General features: G+C 36.8%; 18 protein-coding genes. 16 read left to right on the top strand and 2 right to left on the bottom strand.

The genetic code is table 11. The features are described 5' to 3' along the window. Positions 1 to 144: 144 nt before the first annotated feature. Positions 145 to 1,050 (bottom strand): LysR family transcriptional regulator, encoded by a 906-nt coding sequence (locus tag QUF91_RS19005; protein WP_285395094.1) that lies wholly within the window; start codon positions 1,048 to 1,050, stop codon positions 145 to 147. A 123-nt stretch (positions 1,051 to 1,173) separates the two neighbouring features. Here QUF91_RS19005 and hpaI point away from each other — a divergent pair, with 123 nt between their 5' ends. From hpaI to QUF91_RS18940, 13 genes are all read left to right on the top strand, one after another. Beyond that, complete coding sequence (gene hpaI, locus QUF91_RS19000; RefSeq protein WP_285395093.1) at positions 1,174 to 2,100, top strand: 2,4-dihydroxyhept-2-ene-1,7-dioic acid aldolase; 927 nt, start codon at positions 1,174 to 1,176, stop codon at positions 2,098 to 2,100. Between the two features lie 70 nt (positions 2,101 to 2,170). Then, a complete protein-coding gene (hpaE, locus tag QUF91_RS18995; protein WP_289419050.1) occupies positions 2,171 to 3,688 on the top strand; it encodes a 5-carboxymethyl-2-hydroxymuconate semialdehyde dehydrogenase in 1,518 nt (505 codons plus the stop codon). Positions 3,689 to 3,715: 27 nt separating this feature from the next. Continuing rightward, positions 3,716 to 5,188 (top strand): 4-hydroxyphenylacetate 3-monooxygenase, oxygenase component, encoded by a 1,473-nt coding sequence (gene hpaB / locus QUF91_RS18990; protein ID WP_289419049.1) that lies wholly within the window; start codon positions 3,716 to 3,718, stop codon positions 5,186 to 5,188. Positions 5,189 to 5,214: 26 nt separating this feature from the next. Next, positions 5,215 to 6,198, top strand: a complete 984-nt coding sequence (gene hpaD, locus QUF91_RS18985; protein ID WP_285395089.1) for a 3,4-dihydroxyphenylacetate 2,3-dioxygenase — start codon at positions 5,215 to 5,217, stop codon at positions 6,196 to 6,198. Positions 6,199 to 6,221: 23 nt separating this feature from the next. Next, on the top strand, positions 6,222 to 6,695 hold the full coding sequence (locus QUF91_RS18980) for a flavin reductase family protein (RefSeq protein WP_285395087.1): 474 nt from the start codon (positions 6,222 to 6,224) through the stop codon (positions 6,693 to 6,695). Positions 6,696 to 6,716: 21 nt separating this feature from the next. Next, complete coding sequence (locus QUF91_RS18975) at positions 6,717 to 7,619, top strand: FAD synthetase family protein (RefSeq protein WP_289419048.1); 903 nt, start codon at positions 6,717 to 6,719, stop codon at positions 7,617 to 7,619. A 33-nt stretch (positions 7,620 to 7,652) separates the two neighbouring features. Then, on the top strand, positions 7,653 to 9,095 hold the full coding sequence (locus tag QUF91_RS18970) for an aldehyde dehydrogenase family protein (RefSeq protein ID WP_289419047.1): 1,443 nt from the start codon (positions 7,653 to 7,655) through the stop codon (positions 9,093 to 9,095). 63 nt (positions 9,096 to 9,158) lie between these two features. Beyond that, positions 9,159 to 9,512 carry a DUF485 domain-containing protein gene (locus QUF91_RS18965; protein WP_289419046.1) on the top strand — a complete coding sequence of 118 codons (354 nt, stop codon included), beginning with the start codon at positions 9,159 to 9,161 and terminating at the stop codon, positions 9,510 to 9,512. Between the two features lie 4 nt (positions 9,513 to 9,516). Continuing rightward, positions 9,517 to 11,073: a solute symporter family protein gene (locus tag QUF91_RS18960; RefSeq protein ID WP_289419045.1), complete on the top strand. Its 1,557-nt coding sequence runs from the start codon at positions 9,517 to 9,519 to the stop codon at positions 11,071 to 11,073. Positions 11,074 to 11,150: 77 nt separating this feature from the next. Beyond that, a complete protein-coding gene (locus QUF91_RS18955) occupies positions 11,151 to 11,909 on the top strand; it encodes a fumarylacetoacetate hydrolase family protein (protein WP_289419044.1) in 759 nt (252 codons plus the stop codon). A 34-nt stretch (positions 11,910 to 11,943) separates the two neighbouring features. Then, positions 11,944 to 12,729, top strand: a complete 786-nt coding sequence (locus tag QUF91_RS18950) for a fumarylacetoacetate hydrolase family protein (RefSeq protein ID WP_285395081.1) — start codon at positions 11,944 to 11,946, stop codon at positions 12,727 to 12,729. A 16-nt stretch (positions 12,730 to 12,745) separates the two neighbouring features. Next, on the top strand, positions 12,746 to 13,132 hold the full coding sequence (locus tag QUF91_RS18945) for a 5-carboxymethyl-2-hydroxymuconate Delta-isomerase (protein WP_285395080.1): 387 nt from the start codon (positions 12,746 to 12,748) through the stop codon (positions 13,130 to 13,132). Positions 13,133 to 13,345: 213 nt separating this feature from the next. Next, positions 13,346 to 14,839, top strand: coding sequence for an aldehyde dehydrogenase family protein (locus QUF91_RS18940; RefSeq protein ID WP_289419043.1), 1,494 nt, complete (start codon positions 13,346 to 13,348; stop codon positions 14,837 to 14,839). Between the two features lie 203 nt (positions 14,840 to 15,042). On the opposite strand, the gene QUF91_RS28175 is transcribed toward QUF91_RS18940, so the two are convergent. Beyond that, on the bottom strand, positions 15,043 to 15,156 hold the full coding sequence (locus QUF91_RS28175; RefSeq protein WP_350224334.1) for an AMP-binding enzyme: 114 nt from the start codon (positions 15,154 to 15,156) through the stop codon (positions 15,043 to 15,045). Between the two features lie 505 nt (positions 15,157 to 15,661). Here QUF91_RS28175 and QUF91_RS18935 point away from each other — a divergent pair. From QUF91_RS18935 to QUF91_RS18925, 3 genes are all read left to right on the top strand, one after another. Next, positions 15,662 to 16,495: a helix-turn-helix transcriptional regulator gene (locus QUF91_RS18935; RefSeq protein ID WP_289419042.1), complete on the top strand. Its 834-nt coding sequence runs from the start codon at positions 15,662 to 15,664 to the stop codon at positions 16,493 to 16,495. Positions 16,496 to 16,908: 413 nt separating this feature from the next. Then, positions 16,909 to 18,120 (top strand): APC family permease, encoded by a 1,212-nt coding sequence (locus QUF91_RS18930; protein ID WP_289419041.1) that lies wholly within the window; start codon positions 16,909 to 16,911, stop codon positions 18,118 to 18,120. Between the two features lie 235 nt (positions 18,121 to 18,355). Then, the gene (locus QUF91_RS18925; protein WP_289419040.1) at positions 18,356 to 19,735 is read left to right on the top strand and encodes an aminotransferase family protein; all 1,380 of its coding nucleotides are present in this window, start codon (positions 18,356 to 18,358) and stop codon (positions 19,733 to 19,735) included. Positions 19,736 to 19,812: the final 77 nt, after the last annotated feature.

The following is a 19,812-nucleotide window of genomic DNA, read 5'->3' as shown; positions in this document are numbered from 1 at the left end:
ATTTATAAATGAAAATATACAAGCAAAATTTTAAAAAGTACCCGTCTAAGAGGAATCTTAGGCGGGTATTTTTTACTTTGGTAGAAATGTACCCAATATTAATCGACAACACATATGATTTATAGAATCATGAAGATATTCGAGTCATTCTACTTGTGAAATATTTAAATTATACTCACTCTTAAAAGTTTCAATAAATTTAACAGCACTTTTTGAAAGGTAACGGTCCTTCAACCAGATAACGGCGGAATCTGATTGAATACTAAGTTCTTCAAGCTCCAATATTTTCAGGCCATTCATAGAAAATGAACGTAAGACAGACTTTGGAAGTAAGGAAGCACCGACACCTTCTCTAACTAGAGACATAATCATAGCAGCGTCTGAACATTGACAGACAATATTTGGTTCATAGTGATATTTTCTACAAGCTTCTATTACCAGCTCGTATTGACCAACACCCTTAATTCGTTGTAGCAACATTAGTGGCATACTTGAAAGTTCATCTAGTCTTATTGTATTTTCATAATTCCACGTCTCAGGGATAACGGCTACAAAATGGTCCGGAGGTAATGGCAGTGAGGATAAGTCATCTGATTCTGATTCTAAAGGTAACCGGACTATAGCAACCTCAATATGTCTATTTCTTAAATCTTGCAATAATCGATAGGTATCCCCTTCGTATAAACGAAATGTAACGTTTGAATACTTTTCTCGGAAAAAACGAATGCGTTCAGGTAGGTAAGAAAAGCATGTTTTTACAGATCCAATTGATAAGGTACCCTTAAGACCTTCCCCTACTTCTTTCACTTCCATAATTGTTTCTTCAATCTGACTTAAAAGATGGGTTGCTCTCTTATACAAAACTTTTCCTGCTGCTGTTAGTTCTATATTCTTTCCATTTCGTACTATCAAAAGAGTACTAAGTTCTTCTTCCAGCGCTTTTAGCTGTTGACTAAGAGGGGGCTGGGCCATATGTAATTTTTTTGCTGCTCTAGTGATTTGGCCTTCTTCAACAATAGTGGCAAAGTATCGCAATTGTCTTATATCCACGAAATTCCTCCTTTGAAAGTATATTTATTTTATATGCATTGCGAACATTTTAAATATTTTAAATATTACAAACTTAATGATACATTAATCTTGAAAATGATTCCATGAAAAGGAGAAGATAAAATGTCTAGAATTCGAAAAGCTAAAGAAAGTTTAAAAGGTTCGATTGCACCAGTTATTACACCATTCAAGGAAGATGAAAGTTTAGATTTACAGACATTTAAAAGTTTAATTAACTGGCAAATAGAAAGTGGGAGCCATGGTATTTCGGTAACCGGGACTTCTGGGGAACCTAGTTCTCTAACGATCGAAGAGAGAGAGCTTGTGATGGAAACAGCAAGTAAAACGATTAACGGACGAGTTCCATTTATACCAGCAACGGGATCAGTAAATCATAATGAAGCGCTTCGGCTAACAAAGGCTGCTCAAGAAATGGAAGCAGATGCTGCGATGGTCATAGTTCCATATTATAACAAGCCTTCCCAGCAAGCATTATATAAACACTATAAAACTATTGCAGATGCCGTAGATATTCCAATTATTATATATAACATTCCTGGAAGAACAGGGGTGAATATGGAAGTAACAACAATGGCTCGACTTGTTGAAGATTGCCCGAATATTATTGGTGCCAAGGAGTCAAATAAAGATTTTGAACATGTCAATCGAGTGTTATTAAATTGTGGGAGAGATTTTAGTCTATTCTCGGGGATTGAACTTCTTTGCTACCCAATGTTAACAATCGGTGGAAAAGGTTCTATTAGCGCTACAGCAAACGTTGCACCAGCGAAAGTAGCAGAAATGCACAATGCTTGGGAGGAAGGCGACACTGAAAAAGCGTTAGATCTTCATTTTGAATTAATGACATTAAATGATGTGTTATTCAAAGAGACTAATCCTGGACCAGTAAAAGCAGCGCTGGGTATGATGGGTAAAATTACGCCAGTTTTACGTAAGCCAATGGATTTACCATCTGAGGCACTGCAAAACGAAATTCGTGAAGTTTTACATCAATATGGCATTTTATCAAATGAAATTGTAACTAAATGATCATTCAAAATCTAAAAAATTCTCTTACTCCTTATTATAGGAGTAAGAGAAGAATGAGGAGTGTAATCACATGCAAGTTCAAGTAACTGAGACTAAAAAAAATCACGAACACACGCAAGTAGAAAATATAAAACTCTATATTAATGGACAGTTTGTCGACAGTAAATCAGGTGCTACTTTTGAAAATAAAAATCCATTTACCAATGAAATAAATAACTATATCGCTGAGGGCCGTGAAGCGGATATAAATCAAGCTGTTCTTTCAGCAAAAGAAGCGTTTGAGAATGGCCCGTGGAGCAAGATGAAATTGAAAGAAAGAATGGAATATATTAATAGAATTGCAGATCTTATCGATGAGGAGATTGAAGAAATTGCTTTCTTAGAATCATTAGATACAGGTCTGCCAATTAGCCAAACAAGAAACCAAACCGCACGTGCTGCAGAAAATTTCCGTTTCTACGCACGAATGGTTGAGACGAAATTGCATGGCGAATCTTACCCAATGGATGATGAATTCATTAATTATACAGTTTATAAACCTTTAGGAGTTATAGGGTTAATTACGCCATGGAATGCCCCATTCATGTTAGAGACTTGGAAAGTAGCGCCTGCATTAGCAACTGGAAATACTGTTGTTTTAAAACCAGCTGAACTTTCACCATTGACTGCAAATAAATTAGCTGAAATTATTCATAAAGCTGAAGTTCCGGATGGCGTCTTTAATGTCGTTCATGGTTTTGGAGAAACAGCAGGGGCTGCTCTTGTTGCTCACCCAAATGTGAAAGCGATTTCATTTACAGGTGAAACGACTACAGGTTCCACTATTATTAAAAACTCTGCAGATACGTTAAAGAAAACATCGATGGAACTAGGTGGGAAGTCACCTTTAATTATATTTGATGATGCAGATCTTGAACGAGCTCTAGATGCAGCAATATGGGGGATTTTCTCTTTTAATGGAGAACGTTGCACATCCAATTCTCGAGTATTCCTGCATAAAAATATTAAAGATCAATTTGTTGAAAAATTAAAAGCACGTGTCGCTAACATTAAAATCGGTGACCCAATGGATTCATCAACTGAGCTTGGACCGCTAATTGAAAAAGGTCACTACAACAAAGTAAAAAAATATATAGAAATCGCTAAACAAGAAGGTTGTAAAGTAGTTCAGGGAGTGGTTCCGGAGAAGGTAAAGGCAGGTAATTTTGTACCACCGACACTTTTATTAAATGCAAAAAATGACATGAGAGTATGTCAGGAAGAAATCTTTGGTCCCGTTATGGCCGTAATCGAATTTGAAACAGATGAAGAAGTACTTCATATGGCAAATGACGTATCTTACGGACTAGCTGGTTTTGTATGGACAAAAGATTTAAAACGAGCACATCGTATGGCGGATGCTATTGAAGCAGGTATGCTTTGGATTAACGCTCAAAACGTACGAGATCTTCGAATTCCATTTGGTGGTATGAAGGATAGTGGAATTGGAAGAGAGGGCGGTCATTACGCAATGTTTGAATTCTATACAGAACCAAAGGTCATCCATGTAGCTATAGGTGATCATCATATTCCGCAATTTGGGAAGTAAAAACTACTTTTTAAGGGGGAAACAATAATGCCAGCAAAAACAGGAAAGCAATATATTGAAAGAGTTGATAATGCACAGGCAAATATATGGATTGATGGCAAACGAGTAGAAGGAAAGATTTCTGAACATCCAGCTTTTAAAGGAGTTATGAAAACTCAGGCAGAACTTTACGATTTGCAACATGATCCAGACAAAAAGGATTACATGACATATGAGTCTCCAACAACTGGTGAACGGGTAGGTACATCTTTTATACAGCCAAAAACAAAAGAAGAATTGGTGACACGTCGCAAAATGATGCAAGAATGGGCGAAATATAACGGTGGCATGATGGGACGTTCCCCTGATTACATTAATGTCGGGATGATGGCGTATGGTTCAGCTGCAGAAATGTTTGGAAAACAGGACTCCATCTATGCCGAAAATATGGCCAACTACTACGAGTATTGCCGTGAAAATGATTTATCTTTAACACATACGTTGATTCAGCCTCAAGTCAATAGGGGAGTAAATTCAGCACAGCTTCCAGATCCGTATATTGCTGCACGGATTAAAGAGAAAACATCTGAAGGGGTCGTTATTAAAGGGGCAAGATTGCTTGCTACTCAAGGTGGTATTACCGATGAAATCATGGTATTCCCATCTACTTTGTTGAAACAATCTGCTGAAGAAAATCCATATGCATTTGCATTTTCTATTCCTAATAACACACCGGGCTTAAAATTTATTTGTCGAGAATCTTTTGATTATGGTAAGTCTCATTTCGACCATCCGCTAGGATCTCGCTTTGAAGAAATGGATACTATTGTTGTGTTTGATGATGTTGTCGTTCCGTGGAATCGGGTCTTTGCCCTTGGTGATGTTAATGTGTGCAACCAGGCCTACAATGAAAGTAATGCAGTTGTTCATATGACACATCAAGTTGTATCAAAAAATATCGCAAAAACAGAGTTTGTACTTGGTATCCTTCAATTAATGGCAGAGACAATTAATATTGGCCAATACCAACATATACAGGAGAAAATCTCTGAGGTAATTATTGCACTTGAAACGATGAAAGCATATGTCGTTGCTTCCGAAGCAAATGCAAAAGTGGATAGATGGGGAACTATGACACCAGAATTTGCACCGTTAAATGCAGCACGTCATTACTTCCCGAAAATTTACCCTCGCTTTACAGAAATTATGCAATTAATGGGTGCAAGTGGCCTAATGGCGATTCCATCAGAATCAGACTTCAATTCTGCGATTCGTCCGGATCTTGATAAGTATTTACAATCAGCCACTGGAGATGCCTATGATCGTGTGAAACTTTATCGTTTGGCATGGGATGTATGTGTAAGTTCATTCGGTTCTCGACAAACACTTTATGAGCGCTTCTTCTTCGGCGATCCAATTAGAATGGCAAGTACGCTTTATAACGGGTATGACAAACAGGAATATGTTGATCGTGTAAAAGAATTTTTGAATCGATCAGAAGCGTTAGTTAAAAATAACTAATTAATCGACTAAGGGAGATGAGGAGTATGGATTTCAATATCATTCGCATTGCCAGAACTGTTATAAATGTGAAGGATTTAGAGCGTTCAAAAGATTTTTATGTAAAAGCGCTCGGCATGATTGAAACGGAAACAAAGGACGACTGTGTTTATTTGAGAGGGCTTGAAGAACACACACACCACAGCTTGGTTCTTAAAAAGTCCGAGACGTTAGGGGTACACGCACTCGGTTACAAAGTAGAAAAAGAAGAAGATCTTGACCGTCTGGCTGAATTGTTTCAATCAAAAGGCTTAAAAACAAAGTGGCTTAAGGAAGGTACTCAGCATGCTCTTGGGCGTGCACTGCATGTACATGATATTTCAGGGATGCCCCTTGAATTTTTCTGCAAGATTGAAAAAGCAGAGCGCTTACTTCAGCGCTACGACTTATACAGCGGTGCCCGAATTCAGCGGATTGATCACGTAAACTGTGCTGTACCGGATGTAGAAAAAGCTTACAACTTCTTTATCAACGAGCTAGGCTTTGCATGTTCTGAATATACAACTATAGAAGATGGGAATATCTGGGCTGCGTGGCTTCACCGCAAACAGACCGTGCATGATCAAGCCTTTATGAACGGTGATGGTCCGCGTCTTCATCACTTTGCTTACTGGCTACCGGATCCACTTGCTCTAATTCACTGCTGCGATGTTTTAGCTTCTCTTGGCTATTCAGAGAACATTGAAAGAGGTCCAGCACGCCACGGCTTATCCAATGCGTTCTTCTTGTATTTAAGAGATCCAGATGGATATCGCATAGAGCTGTATAACGGAGATTACTTAACAAGTGACAATGATTTCGAGCCAATTCGATGGGATTTAAATGACCCACGGCGTCAAACATTATGGGGTGCAAAAGCACCGGACAGTTGGTTTAATGAAACATCTCCGTTTTTAGATATTGAAACCAACGAACAAATTCAATCGACGGCACCAACCCTTGCACAGCGCAAACCAGAACTTGTTATTTAAATAAAAAGAATGGAGGAATTTCAATGGATGATCGTACATTTCGAGATGCGATGGGTAAATTTGCAACCGGTGTAACAGTTATTACAACGGACATTGATGGAGAGCCTCATGGCATGACGGCAAATGCCTTCATGTCAGTGTCGCTAAACCCGAAACTCGTACTAATATCGATTAAAGAAAATGCAAAAATGCTGGATAAAATCAACCGCTCCGGTAAATTTGCGGTAAATATTTTATCGGAAGACCAGCAAGAAGTTTCTATGTTATTTGCCGGCCAGATCAAAGAAAAGCGTGAACCGGAATTTGACCGCCTAAACGAAATCTCGGTAGTAAAGGATGCGCTGGCAAATATTGTATGCAATGTATATGGAAAGCAAGTAGCTGGTGACCATACGCTGTTCATTGGAGAAGTAGAAGAGATTGTCCTTCGTGAAGGAAATCCTCTGACATTCTTTACAGGGAAATATGGCCAGATCGCTGCACCGCAGTTAACTTAACATAAAAGGAGAGGGCAAACGATGGAGACAATTTATATCAAAAGCAAAAGTTCAATTGATAAATCAAAGTTCACTGAAAAGGAAACTTGTGTTTTGGCCCTTGGTTTTTTTGATGGCGTTCACATCGGTCATCAAAGAATTCTTGAAACAGCAAAACGAATTGCTGTGCAAAAACAATGCGCTTTTGGTGTTATGACGTTTTATCCGCACCCAAAAGATATACTCTTTCCTCATATGGAGCCAATGACTTATTTAACTCCGCTTCCTTTGAAAGAAGATCGATTTGAAAAGCTGGGTGTTGAGAAATTATTTGTTGTTGAGTTTAGCCCTGAGTTTGCCCGTCTTTCTCCTAACGATTTTATTGCACAATACATTATAGGACTTGGATGTATACATGTTGTAGCAGGCTTTGATTATCATTATGGCTATAAAGGACTCGGTAGTATGAAAACGTTATCAGAGTATAATCCCGGAAGTTTGGAAGTAACGACTGTTCCAAAGATCCAACATGAAGATGAAAAAATTAGTTCAACAGCAATCCGAAAATTGCTCGATGAAGGTCATGTGCAAAAGATTCCTATGTATTTGGGCGATTTTTATGAAATTAATGGAGAAGTAAATCAAAGTTCCCTTTTTTACAAAAAACATCAGTTTCTTAAATTAATAGTAGAAAAGAAATACCGAATGCCTAAACCTGGTATTTACCATATTCAAGTTGAAATAGATGGTAATAATTATGATGGAACCTGCCACCAAATATCTATAAATGAGCAACACCCTTCATTATTAATACAATTAAAAGATTGTTCTGTATACCCATACAAGAAGCGGATTAAGATAAAGTGGCTAAATTATAAATATGGCAAGCAGAATGAGTCATACGGAATGAATGAATACATGAAAAAAGATGAGCTAGTGATCTAATGAATAGTAAGCTATAACAGAAAGGAGTAGACTATGAATTTAAAAGTGCAGGCAAGAAAGAAAAACTTATACATTGATGGTCAATGGAAAGAAGTCACTGAACATGCATCTCTAACATCTCCATACTCTGGAGATGTTATTGCGTATATTCCTAAGGCTAATGAAAAAGAAGTGAATGAGGCAATTGAAGCTGCATGTCGTGCAAAAACAGTAATGGCGAAAATGCCAGCTCACGAACGTGCTGCAATTTTGGAACGTTTGGTAGCTTTGTTTGAGCAGCGTTTAGATGAAGCTGCAGAAATTATCGCGTTAGAGGCAGCTAAACCAATTGCTACTGCAATCGATGAAGTGAAACGTACAATACAAACGTATAAGTTTGCAGCTGAAGAAGCAAAGCGAATTCATGGGGAAACACTTCCATTGGATGCTGCACCAGGTGGAGAAAAACGAGTAGCATATACGGTGCGTGAACCTATTGGGGTTATTGGAGCGATTACTCCATTTAATTTCCCGATGAATTTAGTTGCCCATAAAGTAGGTCCTGCCATTGCAGCAGGAAATACAATTGTATTAAAACCAGCATCTCAAACTCCACTATCTTCTTTCTTTTTAGCAGAGTTGTTACAGGAGGCTGGTTTACCTAATGGAGCTCTTAATATTATTACTGGAAGCGGAAGAGTCGTGGGGGATAAAATCGTGACCGATGATAGAATTGCAGCTATTACATTTACGGGAAGCCCAGCTGTTGGGATTGGTATTCGAAACAAAGCAGGACTGAAGCGCGTGACATTAGAACTGGGTTCAAATGCAGCCGTTATTATTGATAAAGGGATCGATATTGATTCAATTATTAATCGTTGTGTGAAGGGAGCCTTTTCATTCCAAGGACAAGTATGTATATCATTACAACGAATTTATATTCATGAAAGTTTGTACGAAACTTTTGTGCAAAAATTCGTTGAAGCAACTCAACAACTCAAAATTGGTGACCCTTTAGATCCAAGTACAGATGTTTCAGCGCTTATTTCAAAAGGAGATGTGGAACGTACTTTAGATTGGATTCATGATGCGAAACAACATGGAGCAGAAGTAGCAACTGGGGGAATTGCAAAAGGGAATATTCTATTGCCAACGGTATTATTAAATGCAGAGTCTTCTTTAAAAGTTTCGTGTCAAGAAGTGTTTGCTCCAATTGTTATCATCAATAAAGTTCAAGCAGTAGAGGAAGCAATTGAGCAAGTAAATGATTCGCGATATGGTCTCCAAGCGGGAATCTACACGGATAATGTTCATACAGCGTTAACTGCAGCTGAGAACCTTCATGTTGGTGGCGTAATGATTAATGACATGCCAACGTTTCGTGTAGATAACATGCCTTATGGAGGTGTGAAGGAAAGTGGAGTTGGAAGAGAAGGAATAAAATATGCTGTAGAGGAAATGACAGAGCTAAAGCTAGTGGTTTTTAATAGAAATTAAAAATCGAAGAATTAGAAGCATTTAAGAACCCTATTAAATTATTAGGAAAGAGGTGCTATCAATTTGGAACTAGTAAAAGAACAGAGTAGTGTAAAAAAAGGCATCGAACAACAAGACAACAAACAAATAGATTATGACAAAATTGCCACTTCGGAGGATTTTAAACAACTACTTTTATATAAGAAAAAGTTTATTATTCCATATACAATTTTTTATTTGGCTTATTCACTAGCTTTACCATTCCTAGCCTTGTTTACAAATATATTAAATGTCCAAGTAATAGGAGACATTACGTTGGCGTGGATTTATGGTATTTCAATTATCTTTATGTCATTTGGGGTGTGCAGTGTTTATGTAAAGAAGTCTGCTGAATTTGACGAAAAGGTAAAGAAAATCTTAGTAAAAGAGGGGCTGTAGACATATGGGATGGGATATTATTCTTCTTTTTGTACTCATGTCAATAGGGGTACTTTTCATTACGTACTATGCTTCCAAAAAAACAAAAACGGCAGGTTCTTTTTATACAGCTGGAGGTGGTCTGACTGCTAGGCAAAATGGTCTTGCTTTAGCTGGAGACTTTATGTCTGCATCTACCTTTTTAGGGTTAATTGGGGCCTTTTCTTTAACGGGATATGACGGATTTTTCCTCATGTACGGTGCCCTTGTTTCTTTTCTTGTCATTTTATTTTTAGTTGCAGAACCATTAAGGAATCTTGGGAAATATACGTTAGGTGATATGATTACTGCTCGATTTAAGTTTAAACAAGTACGAGGTGTAACTGCCTTCAATACAATAATCATCTCAGTTTTTTATATGCTTGGACAGCTTGTTGCTGCAGGAGCTTTATTCAAATTATTATTAGGTATTCCGTATAATACTTCAGTCCTTATTGTTGGTGTTGCTATGTTAGCTTTTGTTTTGTTTGGAGGAATGACCGCAACAAGCTGGGTTCAAATTATTAAAGCCGTTCTTTTAGTAGGTGGAACCTTTATTATGTTTGTAATGGTTATGTGGAAATTTAATTTTAATTTTATTGGCATTTTTACTGATATGAAAACAGCCACTCCTTTTGGAATTGATTACTTAAATCCTGGTTTAAAATATAAAAACGGTTGGGATGCAGCTTCTTTAACACTTGGGCTCATTCTTGGGACAGCGGGTCTACCCCATGTATTAGTTCGCTTTTTAACTGTACCTAATGCTCGGGTTGCCAGAAAGTCAGTTGTTTGGCTTATGTGGATCATGGGACTCTTCCACATTATGGTCATCTTCCTCGGGTTTGGAGCAGCAAAACTAGTTGGAACTTCGAATATTATAGAGGCAAATCCAGCAGGAAATATGGCAGCGCCATTATTAGCAAAGTATATTGGCGGAGACCTTATGTTTGCTTTCATTTCTGCGGTTTCTTTTGCTACTATTCTCGCAGTTGTTGCTGGTATTGTGGTTACGGGAGCAACAGCATTTTCCCATGACTTTTATAACGAAATTTTAAAAGACGGGAAAGCAACCGAAAAACAGCAAATGTTTATGGTACGTCTTGCATCGATTCTCATCACTGCAATAGCCATAGCCTTATCACTATTTCTTCAAAATTTTAATGTGGCCTTTTTATCTTCAATCGCTCTAACATTAGCAGCGAGTTCGAATTTACCAGTTATTTTATTAACTATTTTTTGGAGAAAATTCAATAAAGCTGGAGCAATCTTTGGGATGCTTATAGGATTGATTAGCACGATTGGTCTGGTTATGTTAAGTCCAAACGTTTGGAATCCAGAACCAGGTGTAGCCTTATTTACTGGGAATCCTATTTTCCCTCTTGCATCACCAGGAATTGTTTCTATACCATTAGGTTTCTTAGGTTGCTATATTGGCACATTTATAGGGGCCCGTAAGTCAAAAAATGTAGAGGATAATTTTTCAGAAATTATCGTTAAGTCAAATATAGGTAATGATGTTAAAGGTGTAGTTAATCATTAGTAATAGTTTTGCTAACTCAATATGATTAAGTAATCATCAGAAGAATTTACGAGAGTTTATGAGAGGCGTGAATAGTTATGAGTAAGGCAATTATTAAATTTAGTGAAACCCTTCATACAAAAGAAGTGGAAGTAGATCTTAAAAGCAATACAATTATTCTCGGTGATAGAAATTTAACAGTAGAGCAGTCCTCTTTGGAGGCGCCAATTTCGGGTACAGTATATGGGGCTTTATTAAATTATAGTGGCGAGCTTAAAGCATTAGGTTCATCGTTAACTAATGAACCTTATAAACAGCCCCCGAAAGCGCCTGTCTTATATATAAAACCGGTGAACACCATTACTGGATTTAAATCTTCAATTCCATTACCTGAGGATACATCTCATCTGCAAGTAGGTGCCTCATTAGGCATCGTCATTGGGAAAAATGCTACTCGTGTAACAGAAGAAAAAGCTTTAGATTATGTATTAGGATACACCATTGTAAATGATGTGAGTATTCCACATGAAAATTTTTATCGACCAGCTATTAAACAAAAAGCAAGAGATAACTTTTGCCCTGTAGGTCCATGGATTATTGAACGCGATGCAATCTCTGACCCTAATAAGTTGACGATTACTGTATTCGTTAACGATGAATTAAAACAAAAGAATACAACGGCTAATTTAATTCGTCCTGTATCACGACTGATTTCTGAAATTTCTGAATTTATGACGTTGTATGAGGGAGATGTTTTACTGGTTGGGGTACCTGAAAATCCTCCCCTTGTGAAAGAGGGAGATCGAGTACGAATTGAAATCGATGGAATCGGTTATTTAGAAAATACAGTTAAATGAGAATCTCATTGTTTTGTAAAGGAGAGCGATTATTATGAAACATGCACGTGTAGTATTTCAGGATGTCATTCATCACGCAATTGAAACAACTGATGGTCACCTGAAACTAGATAATGGACAAATTGTTTCTGAGGAGGAAGTGGTCTGGCTACCGCCTGTCCAACCTAGAACCGTTTTTGCTTTAGGACTAAATTATGCAGATCATGCAAAGGAACTTGCTTTTGAAGCACCAACAGAACCTTTAGTATTTCTAAAAGGTCCTAATACTTTTATTGGTCATCGAGGTCAGACTTACCGACCGGCTGAGGCTACCAATATGCATTATGAATGTGAACTTGCAGTTGTCATTGGGCGTTCAGGGACTAACATTAAACGAGAAGATGCTTATGATTATGTAGCAGGATATACCGTTGCAAATGACTATGCCATCCGTGATTATTTAGAAAACTATTATCGTCCGAACTTAAAAGTAAAGAATAGAGATACTTGCACACCGATCGGTCCATGGCTAGTCGATGCAAAAGATATTGAAGATCCTATGAATCTTACATTGCGTACTTATGTAAATGGAAAAATTACGCAGGAAGGCACAACGAAAGATATGATTTTTAGTATTCCGCAATTAATTGAGTATTTAAGTAGTTTTATGACATTAAATAAAAACGATATTATCCTTACTGGTACGCCTGAGGGCTTAGTTGATACAAAGGAAGGAGATGAAGTCATTACTGAAATTGAAGGAGTGGGACGACTAGTAAATACCGTTATTAGTGAAAAATATTTCTTAAGAACGGAAAGTGATAACGCCATTTTTAGTTAGTGAAAGGGATGAAAACATGCCGCATTTTATTGTTGAGTATACCGAAAACATAAAGAAAGAAGCAGACATTCCGAATTTGCTTAAAAAAGTGAATGATGTTTTGATTAGCCGTAGTAATCTTTTTCCGACTGGAGGAATTCGATCAAGAGCAGTTGAACTTCAAGATTACCGAGTAGCAGATGGAGCGGAAGATGATGCATTTGTTCATGCTATATTAAAAATAGGGGCGGGGAGATCGGCTGAAAATAAGAAAGAAACTTGTGACGAACTATTCGAAGTAATCAAGGATCATTTTGCTGATCTATTTACTAGGCGATATCTGGCATTATCTATGGAATTGATTGAATTCAGTGAGGAAGGTACTTACAAGTATAACAATATTCATAAGCGTTTTAAAAAGTAAGAGGGCTGAAAGTCAATCTGCGTTCAAGGTAATAGATTGATTGTAATGAAACAGAAACAAAAGCAAAAACAGAAGTTATATAAACACTATTTATGTTATTGATTAGAACTTTTGCATAGTTCCGCTTTTTACAATAAAAAATAATTAATTCCGCTTACAATTTAGGTTACATCGCGTTAAAGATAGATTTTCATTTCAGGAAGGGGACTTTAAATGACAAAGAATCTGGCTGTAGATGTGAACTGCATTGAATGGGCAAGTAAAATAAACAAAAGTTATATTGGAGGTCAATGGGTAGATGGTGGCAGTAAAAGAACTTATTCAATAAAGGATCCATATGATCAATCAACTATTACATCTGTAGAATTAGCGAATGTAGAGCAAATAAAAGACGCTTATCACAAAGCAAAAGCAGCACAAAAGGAATGGGCTAAATCTCCGCCAGAACAAAGAAGAGAAGTTTTAACGAGCGCATTAGACTATTTAGAGGAAAATAAAGATCATATTTTGGAATTAATTACACGAGAAACAGGTGGAACACTACTTAAAGCTCATATTGAGTTTGGCTTTGGGGTTAGTGACATAAAAGATTCGATTAAAATGGTTGATGAAATATACACACCCAAAAATTATGCATCTACTACACCAGGAAAGGTTAGTCGTGTATATCGATTACCTTTAGGTGTTATTACGTCCATCACACCTTTTAACTTTCCATTTAACATGGCAACAAGAACAATTTTTCCTGCCATTGCTCTCGGGAACAGTGTTGTTCATAAACCAGATCTCCAAGTTGGAATAGTTGGCGGACAAGTTTTTGCAAAGGCTTTCGAAGAAGCTGGATTTCCTGCTGGAGTGTTTAATTCCATTTTAACTGATCTTCAAGAAGCCGGAGATGAATTCCTGTTAAATACGAATTCTTCGTTTATCAGTTTTACAGGATCAACTGCAGTAGGAAAACATATTAATAAGGTAACAGGCGGAACATTAAAACAAATGGCATTAGAACTTGGAGGCAATAATCCTTTATTAGTTTTAAGAGATGCCGACGTTGAACAAGCAGTGAAAGTCGCCATCTTCGGGAAATTTTTGCATAGTGGCCAAATCTGTGCGATTACAAACCGAATTATTGTTAATAGAGATATTTATGATGAATTTATTGCTAGATACGTAGAAAAAGTAAAGGGATTAACAGTAAGAGACCCAAAGGATCCTAACACAATTATTGGACCTGTTATAAATGAAAAACAAGCTGATAAAATCATGGATTTAGTTAATAAAGCAAAGGAAAGTGGATTAACAGTTGCTGTAGAAGGTGAACGTACAGGGAATGTTATTTCTCCATTTGTATTTGTTGATGTACCTAATGATTCAAGTCTTGCATCTTTTGAAATCTTCGGTCCTGTTGCACAAATTATTCAGGCTGAAAGTGATGAAGAGGCCATTCGTTTTGCCAATGATACGGAATATGGATTATCCTCTGCTATTATAACTAGTGACGTAGAAAGAGGGGAAAAATTAGCTCTTGAGATTGAATCTGGTACAACACATATAAATGATATGCCTGCAGTGCTAGAAGGAAATGTTCCATTTGGTGGAGTGAAACAAAGTGGAATTGGGCGTTTTGGATATGAATGGATTGTAGATGAGTTTACTGTTACGAAATGGGTATCTGTACAGACGAGTAAATTAGATTATCCGTTTTAGGATTACAGCGAAATTCAAGTAACTATAGCTTGATACGATTAAGAGGATATTAATAGATTTGAAGATATTTCTCAATAAAACATTGAACCGTTAATAAACCTGTTGTTAGAAAAGCCTGTAACCTTGAGTTGGCAAGGGATACAGGCTTTAAACATAGCTACCGATAATGTTTATGAATGTGAAAGAGCTCTTAATTGCTGTTTTCAAATTTTCCCACTTTTCGTTTTTAGTAACTCGTCTACTTTTTCAAAGAATTTAGGAATTTTATATGGAGTCAAATGTAATTTACAATAGTTTCTTAATTCTTCTTCACCAATAGGATCTATTGGATTTTAAGGCCATTAATTCTTTGCCCATGATTGGATCAGGAACTACAATGACACTTGCTTCAAATAACTTGGGATATGAATATAGAACTTCTTTAATTTCCCTTGGATAAATAGTGAGTCTACCTACATCTTTTTTCGATCTAAAATAAAGAAATAACCATCTTTATCAAATAAAAAATTAGTAGCACAGAGGGAAGAAGGTTGATTATTAGAATTTTCTAAAAGTTTCATTAAGACTTTTACTGTCTATGCATGAAGTACAACACCTTTTCAGACAATTAAGGTAGCAAAAGCTATCTCTTGTCTGACCTTACTTTCATCATCTCATGTCTAAATAAGGGCTACACACTGCATGGGCTTTCTCATTCGGAAAATCTGTAAAGAAAAATAGTAAACCGTTGATTTAGCTGTTATTAAATTAACCTAGGAAATAATCACATATTAAGTATTAATTTGTAAGCGTTTACTAATTTGTATTACAGGGGGTATAAAGTTGATTAGTCCTTTAAATTCGAAAATAATTAGTTACTTGCCGTCTCAGCCTGCCTTTGAATTTCAGACAGAGTACTATACTGAACAAAAAGTTAGAATTAAACCAAATCAACCACCTATTCTGTTTTACCAATTTAAAATGGGAGGGGGAAGTAGTCAAATTTCTGTTATCCCGGATGGGTGTATCGATATTCTCATTAATTGTGATCAGCATTACGGTAATATTTGTGGAAGCGTTACTAAAAGTAGAGTGATTAACCTTCTCCCAAACAGTAGATACTTTGGTATTCGTTTTCTACCATGCCTAGATATTAAGAAAATAAAATTCGATATAAAAGACCTTACAGATAAAGAAGTTTCCTTAAATGAAATGTTTCCTGTAAATACGAATATCTTAGAAAGGGTAGTAACCGAAGAAAGTTTTATGGAGAAAGTCAATATATTCAACGAAATATTGGAAAGTCAAATTTTTGAGATTGATAAATCAACAAAACTAATAAAACAAGCATTATATAATATATACGCGACAAGAGGTAATATTACCATAACTCAACTTGCAGAAGAAGTAGGATATTCAACTAGATATTTAAGAAAACAATTTGAAGACCATATTGGAATTTCCCCAAAATTTTTTAGCCAAATAGTAAGATTTCAATCATCACTAAATATGCTTCTGAGGGCAACTCACTTTACGTTAAATGATGTTATTTATGAGAATGGTTATTATGACCAAGCCCATTTGATTCATGAGTTTCGGAATTTTGGATGCATGACACCTTATCAATTAACAGGGCAAAAGAGTAGCCTAAAAACCTGCAAAATAATGTTTGTATAGCTAAAGCAATTACTTATTTGAGTAATTGCTTTTTTAAGTGCGCCTGGCATGCGTATATTAGAAGAGTTTATGAATGAAAATTTAGAATGTTCCGATTTTTACAATATCAAATTATCATAATTTGATAATCTGTAATTAATATAAAAGAATGCTTCTTTTTCCTACTACAGTTTAAAGAAAAAGTTGACATCAACAAAACAAAAGAGGGGGAGTCAGATGAATGACGAAATACCAACTGTTTAATGGTAATTGGGTTGAGGCTGTGTCAGGCAGAACATTTGAGTCTGTTAATTCTAGAACTGGAAAGTGAACGCCATATTATCCGAGGCCGGACCGGAAGATGTGGACCTTTTCAGGGGGAGAACTTTAGAAGGGTAACGCTTTTTATAAATAACAAAATGATAATAACACCAATGGGGGTAGGGAATATAGAAACACAAAAATCAATAGAGAACATTCAAACTTTATCAGATGGGCAAAGTCTAAAGAGAAGTTTAAAGATGCGAGATTTAGTTATTTTTGGTCTTGGCTTTATGGCACCAGTTGCAGCGATGTCAATGTTTGGAATTATCACATTGGTATCGCAGGGCCATTCTGTCCTCTCATATGTTCTTGGTTTTGTTGCAATGTTATTTACGGCGTACAGTTTCGGTAAAATGGTTGAAGCTTACCCAGTTGCAGGCTCAACCTATACCTACGCCCATAAAGCGTTACACCCTAAAATAGGATTTATAGCTGGATGGGGAATGCTCCTTGATTATCTGTTGATACCCATGTTAACTTTTTTGATCAGTGCAAATTTTGCAAACGCCCTTGTACCAAGCATTCCAGTTTGGGGGTGGGTTCTCATTTTCGCTATCCCAATCACGATTGTAAATATAATTGGAATTGATATAGCAGCTAAGTTGAATTCAGTTTTAGTGCTCCTCATGATTATCGCGGTGATTGCCTTCGTTTCCAGCGCAAGTCACTATATTATAACGGGCGATTTAAATTTACTAAACTATAAGGCAATTTATGATGGTGATTCATTTTCAATAGGAGCTGTTATTGGCGGGGCAGCTATTGTTATTGTCGCTTACCTAGGTTTTGATGCTATTACAACCTTGGCTGAAGAGACGAACGTAGGGGGGAATAAAATTGGTTTGGCCATTTTGTTTACATGTGTCATTCAAACGGTATTTTATGTTTCCGTCACTTATTTAGCAGTGATTCTTGTAGGAAATTATTTAGCTATTGATAATCCCGACACAGCCTTCTTCAACGTGTTAGAGACTATAGGGGGCGGGTTTCTTCAGACTTATATTACACTTACGATTATCGCATCTGGAATTGCAAGCGCCTTAGCTAGCCAATCAGCTTCAAGTCGTCTGCTCTTGGGGATGGGACGTGACAATGTCGTTCCTCAAAAATTTTTTAGCTATATCCATCCAAAGTATAAAACACCGATTAATAATATTTTACTAATGTCAATAATTGGAATTATCGGTGCGGTATCTTTGAATCTGCAAATTGTATCCGACTTAGTTGCATTTGGTGGATTATTAGGATTTGCCTTCGTGAATATTTGTGTAATTAATCATTACTATTTGAAAATAAGCAAAAAAATATCGTTAAATATTTGATTATTCCATTAATCGGAATGTTAATTTGTCTTTATATCTTGTGGGGGCTTTCAACAGCCGGAAAAATAGTTGGATTTACCTGGATGGGAGTTGGTGTTTGTTATTTCGCAATTCAATCCCTGTATTCAAAAGAATCCAAGAAACTCTTAACAGATATAGAAGGGCGGAATATTAGTTAAATAAAATAACAATGCTTAATTATATTTGTCTATTAAATATTAAAGGAGGAATAAATATGCAATACGTTACAAAGCGGAAGAACCTAAGTAAATTGGAATTATCAGAACTTGATAAAAAACATTATTTGCATCCAACTACACCACCAAGAGCTCATTATTTATCAGGGCCATCAACAATCTTTACAGAAGGCAAAGGAATTTATCTGAAAGACATAGAGGGGAAAGAGCGTATTGATGGGGTTTCGATGCTTTGGAATGTTAACCTTGGCTATGGGAATGAAGAGCTTGCTGAGGTAGCAAAACAGCAGATGTTAAAACTTTCTTACAGCTCTTCATTCAGCGGACAATCCAATGAACCCGCTATCCTTTTAGCACAGAAAGTGGCCTCATTAGCACCTGGTGATTTGAATGTTTGCTTCTTCACATCGGGAGGTTCGGAATCTAATGATACAGCCTTTAAATTAGCCCGTTTTTATTGGAAAGTAAAAGGTCAGCCAGAGAAAACTAAAATTATTTCTCTTGAACAATCTTTCCATGGGGTTACAGTAGGAGCCACAAGTGCTACCGGAATCGAGGGATTCAACAAATTTACGACTTCCAATGCTCCTAACTTCCTTACAGCTGCAGCGCATGTTTTGAATGCAGAACTTGGTGACAAAACTGATCCAAATTACTCACGTTCTATTCGTGGGATAATTGAATCAGAAGGATCCGACACCATAGCCGCTGTCATTCTGGAGCCAATCCAAGGTGCAGGCGGGGTAAGGTTCCCACCTGACGGATATCTTCAAGCTGTTCGCGAACTTTGCGATGAACACAACATTTTGCTTATTGCAGATGAGGTGATTTGTGGGTTTGGGAGAACCGGAAAGACATTTGGTGTTGATAATTGGAACATTGTTCCGGATCTTCTATGTGTTGCAAAAGGAATCTCAAGTGGCTACGCTCACCTGGGTGCCGTAATTATGAGAGAACATGTAAGAGAAGCATTTATTCAATCAGATGAAATGATGTTCCATGGATTCACATATAGTGGACATCCAATGGCTTGCGCAGTTGGCTTGAAGACACTTGAGATATTAGAGAGAGATCAAATTGTTGAGAATAGTAGACTTCGCGGTGAAGAATTATTAACAGGACTTAAGTATCTCGAAAGCAATCATAAATATATAACGAATGTAAGAGGTCTTGGTCTACTTGCCGGTATTGAGCTAGTTAAAGATCCTGAAAACGGCATCTCATTTGATCCGTCGGTACACGCCGCGGCTTTGTATACAGATATATGCATGGACTTAGGGCTGCAATTGCGTTACTTCGATTGGAAGGGAACAAATACGGTTGCTCTTGCTCCACCGCTTATTATTACAAGCCAACAGGTTGAAGAGATTATTAACAGAATGTCTGAGGCACTTAAAAGGTTCGAAAAACAAATTTAATTCACGCAGCATTACTAGATAGAATTAATAACAATTAATATATGCATAACGAAGATTTGTTTTAAACATTTGGGAGT

The organism is Lysinibacillus sp. G4S2 (assembly GCF_030348505.1).
Classification (GTDB): Bacteria; Bacillota; Bacilli; order Bacillales_A; family Planococcaceae; genus Lysinibacillus.
Note: the sequence above shows the minus strand (reverse complement) of the source record. Positions and strands in the feature narration are given on the sequence as shown.

Excerpts from the sequence above, each read along its gene's own strand:
- hpaI (WP_285395093.1), top strand. The coding sequence starts at position 1,174 with ATGTCTAGAATTCGAAAAGCTAAAGAAAGTTTAAAAGGTTCGATTGCA.
- hpaE (WP_289419050.1), top strand. The coding sequence starts at position 2,171 with ATGCAAGTTCAAGTAACTGAGACTAAAAAAAATCACGAACACACGCAA.
- hpaB (WP_289419049.1), top strand. The coding sequence starts at position 3,716 with ATGCCAGCAAAAACAGGAAAGCAATATATTGAAAGAGTTGATAATGCA.
- hpaD (WP_285395089.1), top strand. The coding sequence starts at position 5,215 with ATGGATTTCAATATCATTCGCATTGCCAGAACTGTTATAAATGTGAAG.
- QUF91_RS18980 (WP_285395087.1), top strand. The coding sequence starts at position 6,222 with ATGGATGATCGTACATTTCGAGATGCGATGGGTAAATTTGCAACCGGT.
- QUF91_RS18975 (WP_289419048.1), top strand. The coding sequence starts at position 6,717 with ATGGAGACAATTTATATCAAAAGCAAAAGTTCAATTGATAAATCAAAG.
- QUF91_RS18970 (WP_289419047.1), top strand. The coding sequence starts at position 7,653 with ATGAATTTAAAAGTGCAGGCAAGAAAGAAAAACTTATACATTGATGGT.
- QUF91_RS18960 (WP_289419045.1), top strand. The coding sequence starts at position 9,517 with ATGGGATGGGATATTATTCTTCTTTTTGTACTCATGTCAATAGGGGTA.
- QUF91_RS18955 (WP_289419044.1), top strand. The coding sequence starts at position 11,151 with ATGAGTAAGGCAATTATTAAATTTAGTGAAACCCTTCATACAAAAGAA.
- QUF91_RS18950 (WP_285395081.1), top strand. The coding sequence starts at position 11,944 with ATGAAACATGCACGTGTAGTATTTCAGGATGTCATTCATCACGCAATT.
- QUF91_RS18945 (WP_285395080.1), top strand. The coding sequence starts at position 12,746 with ATGCCGCATTTTATTGTTGAGTATACCGAAAACATAAAGAAAGAAGCA.
- QUF91_RS18940 (WP_289419043.1), top strand. The coding sequence starts at position 13,346 with ATGACAAAGAATCTGGCTGTAGATGTGAACTGCATTGAATGGGCAAGT.
- QUF91_RS18930 (WP_289419041.1), top strand. The coding sequence starts at position 16,909 with ATGGGGGTAGGGAATATAGAAACACAAAAATCAATAGAGAACATTCAA.
- QUF91_RS18925 (WP_289419040.1), top strand. The coding sequence starts at position 18,356 with ATGCAATACGTTACAAAGCGGAAGAACCTAAGTAAATTGGAATTATCA.